General features: G+C 36.7%; 16 protein-coding genes. 6 read left to right on the top strand and 10 right to left on the bottom strand.

Annotation, left to right across the window (positions count from 1 at the left end):
- Positions 1-23: 23 nt before the first annotated feature.
- The gene (locus AC1DS7_RS19490) at positions 24-854 is read left to right on the top strand and encodes a protein-glutamine gamma-glutamyltransferase (RefSeq protein WP_002014859.1); all 831 of its coding nucleotides are present in this window, start codon (positions 24-26) and stop codon (positions 852-854) included.
- Positions 855-891: 37 nt separating this feature from the next.
- Here AC1DS7_RS19490 and AC1DS7_RS19485 read toward each other — a convergent pair whose 3' ends face one another.
- The 4 genes from AC1DS7_RS19485 to AC1DS7_RS19470 form a co-directional block, all read right to left on the bottom strand.
- Positions 892-1,020 carry a GapA-binding peptide SR1P gene (locus AC1DS7_RS19485; protein WP_002142969.1) on the bottom strand — a complete coding sequence of 43 codons (129 nt, stop codon included), beginning with the start codon at positions 1,018-1,020 and terminating at the stop codon, positions 892-894.
- 44 nt (positions 1,021-1,064) lie between these two features.
- Positions 1,065-1,193 carry a GapA-binding peptide SR1P gene (locus AC1DS7_RS19480; RefSeq protein ID WP_002033839.1) on the bottom strand — a complete coding sequence of 43 codons (129 nt, stop codon included), beginning with the start codon at positions 1,191-1,193 and terminating at the stop codon, positions 1,065-1,067.
- 59 nt (positions 1,194-1,252) lie between these two features.
- Positions 1,253-1,381: a GapA-binding peptide SR1P gene (locus AC1DS7_RS19475; protein ID WP_000536778.1), complete on the bottom strand. Its 129-nt coding sequence runs from the start codon at positions 1,379-1,381 to the stop codon at positions 1,253-1,255.
- A 196-nt stretch (positions 1,382-1,577) separates the two neighbouring features.
- Positions 1,578-1,874 carry a DUF3055 domain-containing protein gene (locus tag AC1DS7_RS19470; RefSeq protein WP_002066929.1) on the bottom strand — a complete coding sequence of 99 codons (297 nt, stop codon included), beginning with the start codon at positions 1,872-1,874 and terminating at the stop codon, positions 1,578-1,580.
- Positions 1,875-2,008: 134 nt separating this feature from the next.
- Here AC1DS7_RS19470 and AC1DS7_RS19465 point away from each other — a divergent pair, with 134 nt between their 5' ends.
- On the top strand, positions 2,009-2,401 hold the full coding sequence (locus AC1DS7_RS19465) for a DUF1885 family protein (protein ID WP_002014853.1): 393 nt from the start codon (positions 2,009-2,011) through the stop codon (positions 2,399-2,401).
- A gap of 1 nt (position 2,402) precedes the next feature.
- On the opposite strand, the gene AC1DS7_RS19460 is transcribed toward AC1DS7_RS19465, so the two are convergent.
- The 5 genes from AC1DS7_RS19460 to pdhA form a co-directional block, all read right to left on the bottom strand.
- On the bottom strand, positions 2,403-2,630 hold the full coding sequence (locus AC1DS7_RS19460) for a hypothetical protein (protein ID WP_002088334.1): 228 nt from the start codon (positions 2,628-2,630) through the stop codon (positions 2,403-2,405).
- A 212-nt stretch (positions 2,631-2,842) separates the two neighbouring features.
- Complete coding sequence (lpdA, locus tag AC1DS7_RS19455; RefSeq protein ID WP_002014851.1) at positions 2,843-4,255, bottom strand: dihydrolipoyl dehydrogenase; 1,413 nt, start codon at positions 4,253-4,255, stop codon at positions 2,843-2,845.
- Between the two features lie 5 nt (positions 4,256-4,260).
- Positions 4,261-5,553: a pyruvate dehydrogenase complex dihydrolipoyllysine-residue acetyltransferase gene (gene pdhC, locus AC1DS7_RS19450; protein ID WP_476999162.1), complete on the bottom strand. Its 1,293-nt coding sequence runs from the start codon at positions 5,551-5,553 to the stop codon at positions 4,261-4,263.
- Between the two features lie 93 nt (positions 5,554-5,646).
- Positions 5,647-6,624, bottom strand: coding sequence for a pyruvate dehydrogenase complex E1 component subunit beta (pdhB, locus tag AC1DS7_RS19445; protein ID WP_002033837.1), 978 nt, complete (start codon positions 6,622-6,624; stop codon positions 5,647-5,649).
- Between the two features lie 3 nt (positions 6,625-6,627).
- Positions 6,628-7,743 carry a pyruvate dehydrogenase E1 component subunit alpha gene (gene pdhA / locus AC1DS7_RS19440; protein ID WP_000536893.1) on the bottom strand — a complete coding sequence of 372 codons (1,116 nt, stop codon included), beginning with the start codon at positions 7,741-7,743 and terminating at the stop codon, positions 6,628-6,630.
- Positions 7,744-8,256: 513 nt separating this feature from the next.
- Here pdhA and AC1DS7_RS19435 point away from each other — a divergent pair.
- Positions 8,257-8,406: a YjcZ family sporulation protein gene (locus tag AC1DS7_RS19435; protein ID WP_002014847.1), complete on the top strand. Its 150-nt coding sequence runs from the start codon at positions 8,257-8,259 to the stop codon at positions 8,404-8,406.
- A 167-nt stretch (positions 8,407-8,573) separates the two neighbouring features.
- Positions 8,574-9,128: a peptide deformylase gene (gene def / locus AC1DS7_RS19430; protein ID WP_002014846.1), complete on the top strand. Its 555-nt coding sequence runs from the start codon at positions 8,574-8,576 to the stop codon at positions 9,126-9,128.
- A 62-nt stretch (positions 9,129-9,190) separates the two neighbouring features.
- Here def and AC1DS7_RS19425 read toward each other — a convergent pair whose 3' ends face one another.
- Positions 9,191-9,964 carry a Cof-type HAD-IIB family hydrolase gene (locus AC1DS7_RS19425; RefSeq protein WP_002014845.1) on the bottom strand — a complete coding sequence of 258 codons (774 nt, stop codon included), beginning with the start codon at positions 9,962-9,964 and terminating at the stop codon, positions 9,191-9,193.
- Positions 9,965-10,512: 548 nt separating this feature from the next.
- On the opposite strand from AC1DS7_RS19425, the gene AC1DS7_RS19420 reads away from it, so the two are divergent.
- Both AC1DS7_RS19420 and rnjA read left to right on the top strand, forming a co-directional pair.
- The gene (locus AC1DS7_RS19420) at positions 10,513-10,725 is read left to right on the top strand and encodes a DNA-dependent RNA polymerase subunit epsilon (protein ID WP_000576436.1); all 213 of its coding nucleotides are present in this window, start codon (positions 10,513-10,515) and stop codon (positions 10,723-10,725) included.
- Positions 10,726-10,729: 4 nt separating this feature from the next.
- A complete protein-coding gene (gene rnjA, locus AC1DS7_RS19415) occupies positions 10,730-12,397 on the top strand; it encodes a ribonuclease J1 (protein WP_002033834.1) in 1,668 nt (555 codons plus the stop codon).
- Positions 12,398-12,429 lie beyond the last annotated feature (32 nt).

Raw genomic sequence — 12,429 nt, 5'->3', positions numbered from 1 at the left:
AACGTATAGGTGGGGATACCATTATGATTGTGATAGGCCGTTCTATTGTACACCCTTATATCACAAATGAATATGAGCCATTTGCAGCTGAAAAACAACAGATTTTATCCATAATGGCGGGAAATCAAGAAGTTTATTCCTTCCGAACAGCCGATGAACTCAGCTTTGATCTTAATTTACGAGTTAATATTATTACTTCCGCGCTAGAACTTTTTCAAAGTGGATTTCAGTTTCGTACGTTTCAACAATCTTTTTGCAACCCTCAGTTTTGGGAAAGAACATCACTTGGCGGATTTCAACTACTCCCAAACATAGCCCCTTCCATTGCCATCCAAGATATTTTTAAAAACGGAAAACTATATGGAACTGAATGTGCCACCGCAATGATTATCATTTTTTACAAAGCATTACTATCATTATATGAGGAAAAAACTTTCAACCGTCTATTCGCAAACCTCTTACTTTATACATGGGACTACGATCGCGACTTAAAGCTCATAACAAAAACGAGTGGCGATATCGTTCCAGGTGACCTCGTTTACTTTAAAAATCCACAAGTTAATCCAGCTACGATTGAGTGGCAAGGAGAAAATGCAATCTATCTAGGAAACTTCTTTTTTTACGGACATGGCGTAGGCGTAAAAACGAAAGAGGAAATTATTTATTCATTAAATGAACGAAGGATTCCTTATGCTTTTATTTCAGCTTATTTAACCGATTTTATTACTCGTATTGATAGCCGTATGATGAGTCAATATGCCCCTCCTAACACGCCACAAACATCAATAGGATTTATTCCTATTAGAGATGATGCAATTGTTGCAACAGTCGGGCATACAACTACAATCTATTAAAAAAACGCCTACATGTGTAGGCGTTTTTTCTTAATTATTAAGCTTTTGTATGTTCTGTATGGTCACATTCGCAATGAGATCCACATTTCCCATAAAGTACTGTTGATTTTTCATCTTCAAAATGTGCGATTGTTCCTTCACAAACTTGGCATACGATTGTTCCCATTTTCATTTCCCCCTGAGTTTAAAGAATAATCTACTTATATATGATTAAGCTTTCGCATTGTCTCTACTAGCACAGTCACAATTGGAACCACATTTCCCATAAAGTACTGTCGTTTTCTCATCTTCAAAATGTCCGATTGTTCCTTCACAAACTTGGCATACGATTGTTCCCATTTTTCATTTCCCCCTAAGTTTATGGTCCTAAAAACTTTTAGCTGTCAATTTCCTATCAATTATTGGGCTTTTGTATGTTCTGTGTGATCACATCCGCAAGATCCACATTTCCCGTAAAGTACCGTTACTTTCTCATCCTCGAAGTGTGCAATTGTACCTTCACAATCTTGACATACGATTGTTCCCATTTTTCATTTCCCCCTAAGTTTATAATCCCAAAAACTTTTGTAACCGCTTAACTTTCTGTCTTTATTTTAATATGTTATACTTTTTACGTCAATAGGTTTTTAGTATAACACATTAAATATTTTAAAATTAAATTAGTATGCGATATTAACACAAAAAAAACAGCCATATCTCATATGTACGACTGTTTCTTGTTAATTATTCTTCATACTCCGCATGCAAAGAAGTAGACGGAACAAGAAATTTAAAAAACTGAGCTAACTCCTCCGCCTCCTCTTCCGATCCTAACTTAAAAGTTTCCTGTATATATGGAACATTTTCTACATCATCTCTCCCAAGCAAAGTAGATCTCCCTGTTTGCATACAAACAATAAGTGGCTTTCCAAAAAACATATTTGTATAAATAATTCCAAAATCATAACGTGTATCATGCGTCATAAATCCTAAAAATCGTACCTTCACACTTTCATGCTCATCATACAATTTTTCAAACATGAGTTTCCACCTTTCTAAATAACACTTCCTACTCATTAATATATTAAACAAAAAAAGTAATACTCCTTTTAATTGTCAAAAAATTCAGTAGGATGTAGAATGATATTATTCTACTAAGCTAAGGGGGAATTTGTATGCAACACGCCTTTATCACACTTGTACCTAAATCCAATCAACAATCTGTTTCAATAGAAGATGTTAAACACCTTTTTCATAACTATAAAACCGTTACTTCCAAGACTGGTGATCAAATTAATTATGCTTATACAAATACAGCTTTTCCTTATGAAATATTAGATACATCAGCAACAACATTAAAACTCCAATCGAGTCACGATCGATATGATTCTATTTATGTTGGGATTGGAATAGAAAAGGAACAATCTTTTATTCAGGTTTCTTTGCCTACTACAGCAACATTTGGTGATAAAGGAAAAGCAAATGAATTTAGCCGTTTTCTAGCGAAGAAATTAGAAGGAGAGTTACAACTATTTAATGGAAGAACAATGTATTTCTATAAACGTTAATTTAAAAAATAGAGAATATGATTAAAAAAAGTATGCAATTTGAACACGTAAGGAATAATGCCTGCTTTCTTACGTGTAATACAAAACATGCAATCACATATGCCAAATAAAGAAATACGAAAAAGAGAATTACTTTATAATGAAACTTATCACCATTCGATAATGTTAATACAATGGAAAAACCACTCCATAATAGAAAATGATAAAATATAACATGTAATATTCTCATGGAACCTTCTCCTTTGACATGCTCTATTTTATTAATATATGGGATTAAGTTTGAATCAATTACATATTATATAACGGCATATATGCTAACGGTTCATTTAAAGTATTATATATTCATTCGACAAGTACATATAAAGACCTTGCAAGTCATTTTATGAAAATAAAAATACCCCATCTCTTTAAATAAGAGATGGGGTATTTACATTACTTAAATTATTTTACAATGTGAATTGGCATTCCAAGAGCAACTTCAGCTGCTTCCATTGTGATTTCACCTAATGTTGGGTGAGCATGGATTGTTTGAGCGATATCTTCAGCTGTCATTCCAGCTTCGATAGCTAAACCAATCTCAGAGATAATATCAGAAGCACCTGCACCTGCAACTTGTGCACCTACAAGAAGACCATCTTCTTTACGCGTTACAAGTTGTAAGAAACCGTCAGTGCTGTTTAATGATAACGCACGACCGTTTGCAGCGAATGGGAACTTAGATACAGCTACTGTCATTCCTGCTTCTTCAGCTTGTTTCTTAGTGTAACCAACAGATGCTAATTCTGGATCAGTGAAGCATACTGCAGGAATTCCGATGTAATCGATTGCTGATGCATGGCCACTAATTACTTCAACAGCTACTTTACCTTCGTAAGAAGCTTTGTGAGCTAATGGTGGTCCAGGAACGATATCACCGATTGCATAGATGTTTGAAATATTTGTACGGCATTGCTCATCAATTTCGATAATGCCACGGTCAGTCATTTTAATTCCAACTTGCTCAAGACCGATTTCTTGAGTGTTTGGACGACGACCTACAGTTACTAATACGTAATCTGCTTCTACAGTTTGGATTTCACCGTTAACTTCAAAGCTAACTTTTACGCCAGTTTCTGTTTCTTCAACGCCTTTAGCCATAGCTTTTGTATGGATATTTACGTTACCTTTTTTCTGTAGAGCACGTTTAACAACAGAGCTCATAGCTTTTTCGAAACCAGCTAAGATTTCGTCGCCAGCTTCTACTACAGTAACTTCTGTACCGAAGTTAGCATATGCAGTACCTAATTCCATACCGATGTAACCGCCGCCGATTACAACAAGTTTTTTAGGAATTTCAGGTAAGCTTAAAGCGCCTGTAGAGTTGATAACACGTTTAGAGTATTTGAATCCTGGAATTTCGATTGGTGTAGAACCAGTTGCAAGAACAGCATTTTTAAACGTATAAGTTTGTGCTGCATCTTCAGTCATTACGCGTAATGTGTTAGCATCTACGAAGTAAGCTTCACCGCGAATGATTTCAACTTTGTTACCTTTAAGAAGGCCTTCAACACCGCCAGTTAATTTCTTAACTACGCCGTTTTTCCATTCTTGAACTTTTGTAAAGTCAACTTTTACGTTCTCTGCAGTGATACCCATGTCATCAGAATGCATTGCATTCTCATAACGATGACCTGCATTGATTAACGCTTTTGAAGGAATACATCCAACGTTTAAGCATACGCCACCAAGGTTAGATTTTTCAATAATCGCTACCTTTTGACCTAATTGTGCTGCACGAATTGCCGCAACGTATCCACCAGGACCTGCACCAACAACGACTGTATCTAATTCAATTGGGAAATCTCCTACTACCATTGTTATTACGCCTCCATTACTAATAATTGTGGGTCATTCAATAGACGTTTAATTTGGTTTAATGCTTTTTGAGCAGTTGCGCCGTCAATTAAACGATGGTCAAAGCTTAGAGATAATGCTAATACTGGAGCTGCAACGATTTCACCGTTTTTCACAACTGGTTTCTCAGCGATACGGCCGATACCAAGGATTGCTACTTCTGGGTGATTGATAACTGGAGTGAACCATTGTCCACCTGCAGAACCAATGTTTGTAATTGTGCAAGAAGCACCTTTCATTTCAGTTGGAGCTAAACGACCATCACGTGCTTTACCAGCAAGTTCATTGATCTCGTTAGAGATAGTAAAGATAGATTTACGATCTGTATCTTTAACAACTGGTACTAATAGACCTTTGTCTGTATCAGCTGCGATACCGATGTTGAAGTAATGTTTATGAACGATTTCTTGAGAAGCATCGTCTAAAGCAGTATTCAACATTGGGAATTCACGTAATGCAGATGTTAAAGCTTTTACAACGTATGGAAGGTAAGTTAATTTAATACCTTTGTCAGCTGCAACAGCTTTGAACTTCTTACGGTGAGCAACAAGTTCTGTTACATCTACTTCATCCATTAATGTTACGTGAGGAGCTGTATGCTTAGAGTTAACCATTGCTTTCGCAATCGCTTTACGGATACCACTCATTTTCTCACGAGTTTCTGGATATTCACCAGCTGGGATTGGTTGTGCTTTTTGTGCTTCTTCTTTCGCTGCTGCTGCTGGAGTAGCTTCTACTGCTGCTGGAGCCTCAGTTGCTGCTACAGTTTGTCCACCATTTGCAAATGCATCGATGTCAGTTTTCACAACACGGCCGTTCTTACCAGAACCAGCTACTTTATGAATATCTACACCTTTTTCACGAGCATATTTACGAACAGATGGCATAGCGATTACACGCTCATTTACTACTTCTGCAGTTGCTGCTGGAGTAGTTTCCGCTGCTGGAGCTTCTACTGCTGCTTCTTCAGCTTTTGGAGCTTCATCATGATCGTCACCTTTAAATTTAAGGTTTTCGTATCCAGGAGCATCAAATTTAATTAATGTATCTCCTACAATTGCAACTGTTCCTTCTTCTACAAGTACTTCAAGTACTTTACCTTTAACAGGAGAAGGGATTTCTACTACTGCTTTATCATTTTGTACTTCAAGAAGTACATCGTCTTCATTTACTTCATCGCCTGGTTTAATAAACCATTTTACGATTTCACCTTCGTGGATACCTTCACCGATATCTGGTAGTTTAAATTCAAATGCCACGGAATTCAGCCCCCTGATTCATTTCATTATTATGGAATATGTACAAAAGAAACCAGCATGTGCTGATTTCTTTTGCACATGAAAAACTAAAAATTAGAAGTTCATTACTTTGTTAACAGCTTCAACAATATCTTTATGGTTTGGTAACCATACGCTCTCAGCTTGAGAGAATGGGAATACTGTATCAGCAGCTGCAACACGTACAACTGGAGCTTCTAAGTTTAAGATTGCACGGTCGTTAATTTCCGCTACAACGTTAGCTGCAATACCAGCTTGTTTTTGAGCTTCTTGAACTACAACTACGCGGCCTGTTTTTTCAACAGAAGCGATGATTGTTTCGATATCTAATGGTTGAACTGTACGTAAGTCAACAACCTCTAAAGAGATACCTTCTTTTTCAAGTTCTTCAGCAGCTTTTAATGCAGCATGAACCATAGCACCATAAGCGATAACAGATACATCTGTACCTTCACGTTTGATGTCAGCTTTGCCTAAATCAATTGTGTAATCACCTTCTGGTACATCTTGACGGAATGAACGGTACAATTTCATATGCTCTAAGTAGATAACTGGATCGTTGTCACGAATCGCAGAGATTAAAAGACCTTTTGCATCGTATGGAGTAGATGGAATAACAACTTTTAGACCAGGTTGTTGTGCCACTAATCCTTCTAAGCTATCAGCATGTAGTTCAGGAGTATGAACACCACCACCGAATGGAGAACGAATTGTTACTGGAGCAGTCCAACGTCCACCAGAACGGTAACGCATACGAGCTAATTGACCAGAAACTGAATCCATTACTTCAAAAATGAAACCGAAGAATTGGATTTCTGGAACTGGACGGAAGCCTTCAAGTGCAAGTCCAACTGCAAGTCCACCAATACCAGACTCTGCAAGTGGAGTATCCATTACACGATCTTCACCGAATTCAGCTTGTAAACCTTCAGTAGCACGGAATACTCCGCCGTTTACACCAACGTCTTCACCAAACACAAGTACGTTAGGATCATTTTTCATTTCAACGCGTAAAGCATCAGTGATTGCTTGAATCATTGTCATTTGAGCCATGGCTTACTTCGACTCCTTTTCTTTGTAAATTTCATATTGTTCAGCTAAGTTGTAAGGCATTTTTTCGTACATGATTTCCATTAAATCAGTAACTTTTTGTTTTGGAGCTTGGTCAGCCTTAGCAATTGCTTGTTTGATATCTTCTTTTGCTTCTTCGATAACTTTCTCTTCAACTTCTTGAGACCATAGGCCTTTGTTTTCTAAGAATGCACGGAAGCGTACGATTGGATCTTTTTGTTCCCATTCGTTTTCGATATCTTTTGTACGGTAACGAGTTGGGTCATCACCAGCCATTGTATGTGGACCATAACGGAATGTTAAAGTCTCGATTAAAGTAGGACCTTCGCCATTTACTGCGCGCTCACGAGCGAAAGCAGTTGCTGCGTATACAGCTAATGGATCCATACCGTCTACTTGAATTCCGTAAATACCTGCTGCTACTGCTTTTTGTGCTACAGTTTTAGCTGCAGATTGCTTTTCTACTGGAGTAGAGATTGCATAACGGTTGTTTTGTACAACGAAGATTGCTGGAGCTTTGAATGCACCCGCAAAGTTCATACCTTCGTAGAAGTCACCTTGTGAAGCACCACCGTCACCAGTGTAAGTAATTGCAACAGATTTTTTACCACGTAATTTCATACCTAACGCAACACCAGCAGTTTGGATGATTTGCGCACCGATAATGATTTGTGGAGCAAGTGCATTTACATTCTCAGGCATTTGGTTACCCATGAAATGTCCACGAGAGAATAAGAATGCTTGGTATAATGGTAGACCGTGCCACACTAATTGTGGAACGTCACGATATCCTGGTAAGATGAAATCTTCTGCTTCAAGTGCGAAATGACTTGCTAATTGAGAAGCCTCTTGTCCAGCAGTTGGTGCGTAGAAACCTAAACGTCCTTGACGGTTTAAAGAAATAGAACGTTGATCTAGTACGCGAGTATACACCATACGGCGCATTAATTCTTTTAATTGATCATCAGATAATTCAGGCATAGCTGCTTCATTCACAACTTCGCCTTTTTCATTTAAAATTTGTAATGTTTCAAATTGAGCTGCGATAGCTTTCATTTGCTCATCAACATTAAATAGGGTCTTTTTTGTTTTAGTACCCATTCCGTTCACCTCTTCCTCTCTTGAACCATATTCTGAAACGCTTTCACTATCTATTAGCTAGACTGAAAGCGCAACAATGTAAACCAACAAATTTGTTTGTCGGTTGAGAATAATTTTGTGTACCTAACAATCTGTACTAATGTTTTTTCAAAAACATATTAATACAATCTTGATCACGTTTTTTAGTTTACAACTATTCTAATTACGATGTCAATTACTTTGAATACGTTTTTTTATAAATAATATGCCGGTTTCCTCTACACAAACGTGTTTTTATTTTTCACATCTGTATTAGTAAGCAATAACCTGCTGTTATATTATTCCCTTTTTAACTTATTTTTTCTCTTAGAATAATATGTAAACGATTTAATTCTCCTTAGTTTTTCTCTCTTCTCAAGAAAATTATACAAACACTTCTTCCTTTTATAGGTAAATAACTATACATTTCTGATCATTCCTCCATACATTATAGTAACCGCAGTATTAGCGGGAAATGATAAAGGAGGTCATCTCATGTACGGATACTCATATTGCTATCCAACAACTTGTTCATATCCTTCCTACGGTTATGGCGGTTCTTGTGGCGGATCTGGAAGCGGCTTCGCCTTAATCGTTGTGTTGTTTATCCTTTTAATTATCGTTGGTGCTGCTTGCATTCGCTAATTAATGTAAAATGAAACAACTATGGAAAGAAACAGACGGCTTTGCCGTCTTTTCTTTTTATTACATAACTTATCTGTAGAAGATTTGTTTCCAAGTAGCTCTTCCTTACTTGCCGATGACTTTTTTTATCTCCTTTGGTAGACTAAAGGAGAAAGGAGAGATTACATATGCTTACAATGAATGAGGTAATTCGTGAAGGAAATCCTATTTTGCGCGACGTCGCAGAAGAGGTCTCCTTACCTGCTAGCGAGGAAGATACAAATACTCTTAAAGAAATGATTGAATTTGTAATAAATAGCCAGGACCCTGAAATGGCTGAAAAATATAATTTACGCCCCGGAATCGGATTAGCGGCTCCGCAAATCGGTATTTCAAAGAAAATGATTGCGGTTCATGTAACTGATACGAACGATACGTTATATAGCTACGCATTATTTAACCCAAAAATCATTAGTCATTCTGTTGAACGTACATATTTACAAAATGGTGAAGGCTGTCTATCTGTAGACCGTGAAGTACCTGGTTATGTCCCTCGTTACACGAGAATTACAGTAAAGGCAACAACGATTAACGGTGAAGACGTAAAACTGCGATTAAAAGGTTTACCAGCAATTGTATTCCAACATGAAATCGACCATTTAAACGGTGTTATGTTCTATGACCATATTAATAAAGACAATCCATTTGTGGCTCCCGATGATTCAAAACCTCTCGAGCGATAATAGTAAAAAGGCGGAAGTTAACCTTCCGCCTTTTTATTATATGAAATGGGTTCCACACTTACTTATAACAAGCCAGCCCACTTTAATCCGTGATAAATACCGTCTTCATTAACATCTTTTGTCACATAATTAGCAAGTTTTTTCAAATCCTCATGACCATTCCCCATCACAATACCCGTTCCTACTGCTTCAATCATTTCTAAATCATTTAATCCGTCCCCAAATGCATATACTTGTTCACGATTAAATCCTATTTTCTCAATAAACTTCTCAATCCCTTTTGCCTTAGAACCACCATTAGGGATAATATCCATTGAATATGCATGCCAGCGTATAAAATGAAAATCTGGATAATGATGAATAAACTTTTCTTCTTCGTTTACTTCACAAAAAAGAAGCGTTTGATAAATATCGCGTTTCTCATAAAAATCAGGTTCATATGCCGGATGCTCGAATTGTAAGCTTCCAAAACCTTCTTTTACATAATCATGATATTCCACTGACGCTCTCATTTCTTGATGGTCAAGATATACAAGTGGATATCCTTCTTGTTTTGCAAACTGAGTAAACTTATGTAGTGCATCAGGATGTAATGGATTATTAAATAATACCTCATCCTCAAATACAACATACTGCCCGTTAAAACTAACATAATTATGTATATTGAGTTCCTCACGAATATCTTCAAACATAAATGGCGCACGCCCTGTCGCAATCGCTACATGCACACCTTTTTCTTGTAAATCTCTTACTGCATCTCTTGTAGATTGCGGAATTTTCTTATCATGATCTAATAATGTTCCATCAATATCAAAAAAGACAATTTTATCATTCATTTGTCAAAATCCTTTCTGGCACTCTATATTCCTATTTTGATTATCACTTTTCAAATTTCAAAAAAAAGTATAACATATTAAACATCTGTGAAGAAAGCGTTCACTTTCTGACCTTATTTATGAAATGTGCATATACTATTAGTGAAAAAATGTGGATACTTGTTCGGATGAATTTTCTTTTCTATTCTTCCTCATACTATATCTATAACTAACGGCTACTAATCGTTACTACAAGATAACTTACACTATACTAAAAAGAACAAGATTCACTATTCACTTCTAATCTTCTTTCTTGTATGGGAGACAGAGTTATCATTAGTAATATGCATGTTTAAAATAAGGAAAGGAAGGAGTAATCATGCTGAAGAAGCTGAAGAAAAAGCTCAAGCGTTATTTAAACGATTTAGTCCGTAAGAAGACAATCGCTTAAATTGTGCCCATTTCGGGCTTTTTCTTCATTCTCATTCGAAAAAACATGAAAATCGTGACTGTTTGCTTTATAATAAGTAACAGATAATGCAAAACATAGACAAGGAGAGGTTTTCCAAATGATTTTTAAAGTATTTTATCAAGAAAAATTAACTGAGGTCCCAGTACGTGAAAATACAAAAGTTTTATATTTAGAGGCTACGTCTCAAAAGGATGTTCGTAAAAAATTAAATAAGTTCGCATATAATATCGAGTTCGTTCAGTCTGTTACTGGTGCTCATCTTGAATATGAAAAACAAAACGCTGATTTAATATTAGCGGAGATCGTATAGTCATATGAAATTCCTAAAAAATGATCAAGCTGCCGTTTTTGCCCTCGGTGGTCTTGGTGAAATCGGTAAAAATACATATGCTGTTCAATTTCAAGATGAAATTATTATAATTGATGCTGGAATTAAATTTCCAGAAGACGAACTCCTCGGGATCGATTATGTAATACCAGATTACACTTATTTTGTGCGAAACGAAGATAAAATTAAAGGATTATTCATTACACATGGTCACGAAGATCATATCGGTGGAATTCCTTATCTATTACGTCAAGTAAACATTCCAATTTACGGCGGAAAATTAGCAATTGCCCTAATAAAAAACAAATTAGAAGAGCACGGATTACTTCGTAAAGCAAAACTTTATGAAATTCAAGAAGATGATGTTATTAAATTTAAAAAGACATCTGTTTCCTTCTTCCGTACAACTCACAGTATTCCGGATTCATACGGAGTTGTTGTGAAAACACCTCAAGGACAAGTCGTTCATACAGGTGATTTCAAATTTGATTTCACACCAGTAGGTGAGCCAGCAGATTTAACAAAAATGGCCGAAATCGGAAAAGACGGTGTACTTTGTCTCTTATCTGATAGTACAAACAGTGAAGTGCCAAACTTTACGATGTCTGAGCGCCGCGTTGGTGATAGTATTCAAGATATATTCCGCAAAGTAGACGGTCGTATTATATTCGCAACCTTTGCATCGAATATCCATCGCTTACAACAAGTTGTTGAGGCTGCTGTTGAAAACAATCGTAAAGTAGCTGTATTCGGTCGAAGTATGGAAGCGGCTATTGAAATCGGACAAAACCTTGGTTATATCCGGTGTCCAAAGGATACATTCATAGACACAGCTCAGCTAAACCGCCTACCAGCTAATAAAGTTGTTATGTTATGTACAGGTAGTCAAGGGGAGCCGATGGCAGCACTTTCACGTATTGCCAATGGTACACATCGTCAAATTCAAATTATCCCTGGCGATACAGTTGTTTTCTCTTCTTCACCAATCCCAGGCAATACAATTAGTGTAAGTCGTACAATTAACATGTTGTACCGCGCTGGTGCTGATGTAATCCATGGTAAACTCTCAAATATTCATACGAGTGGACACGGTGGACAAGAAGAACAAAAGTTAATGCTACGTCTTATTAAGCCGAAATATTTCATGCCAATTCATGGTGAATATCGTATGCAACGTATGCATATGAAATTAGCGAATGATTGTGGTATTCCAGAAGAAAATTGTTTCATTATGGATAATGGAGATGTTCTTGCTTTACGTTCTGATGAAGCAAGCGTAGCTGGGAAAATCCCATCTGGCTCTGTCTATATCGATGGAAATGGTATTGGAGATATCGGTAATATCGTATTACGTGATCGTCGCATTCTTTCTGAAGAAGGACTTGTTATTGTAGTTGTAAGCATTGATATGAAAGAATTTAAAGTTGCAGCAGGACCTGATATCATCTCGCGTGGTTTCGTTTATATGCGTGAAAGCAGCGATTTAATCAACGATGCTCAAACATTAATTACAACACATTTAGAAAAAGTAATGGAGCGAAAAACTACACAATGGTCTGAAATTAAAAATGAGATTACAGACACATTAGCACCATTCCTATACGAAAAAACGAAACGTCGTCCAATGATTTTACCAATCATTATGGAAATATAAGAAAAAGGACAATGCCTCCTCGGCATTGTCCT

The organism is Bacillus sp. P4_E1 (assembly GCF_056401715.1).
This window is presented reverse-complemented; position numbering and strand designations above follow the sequence as displayed.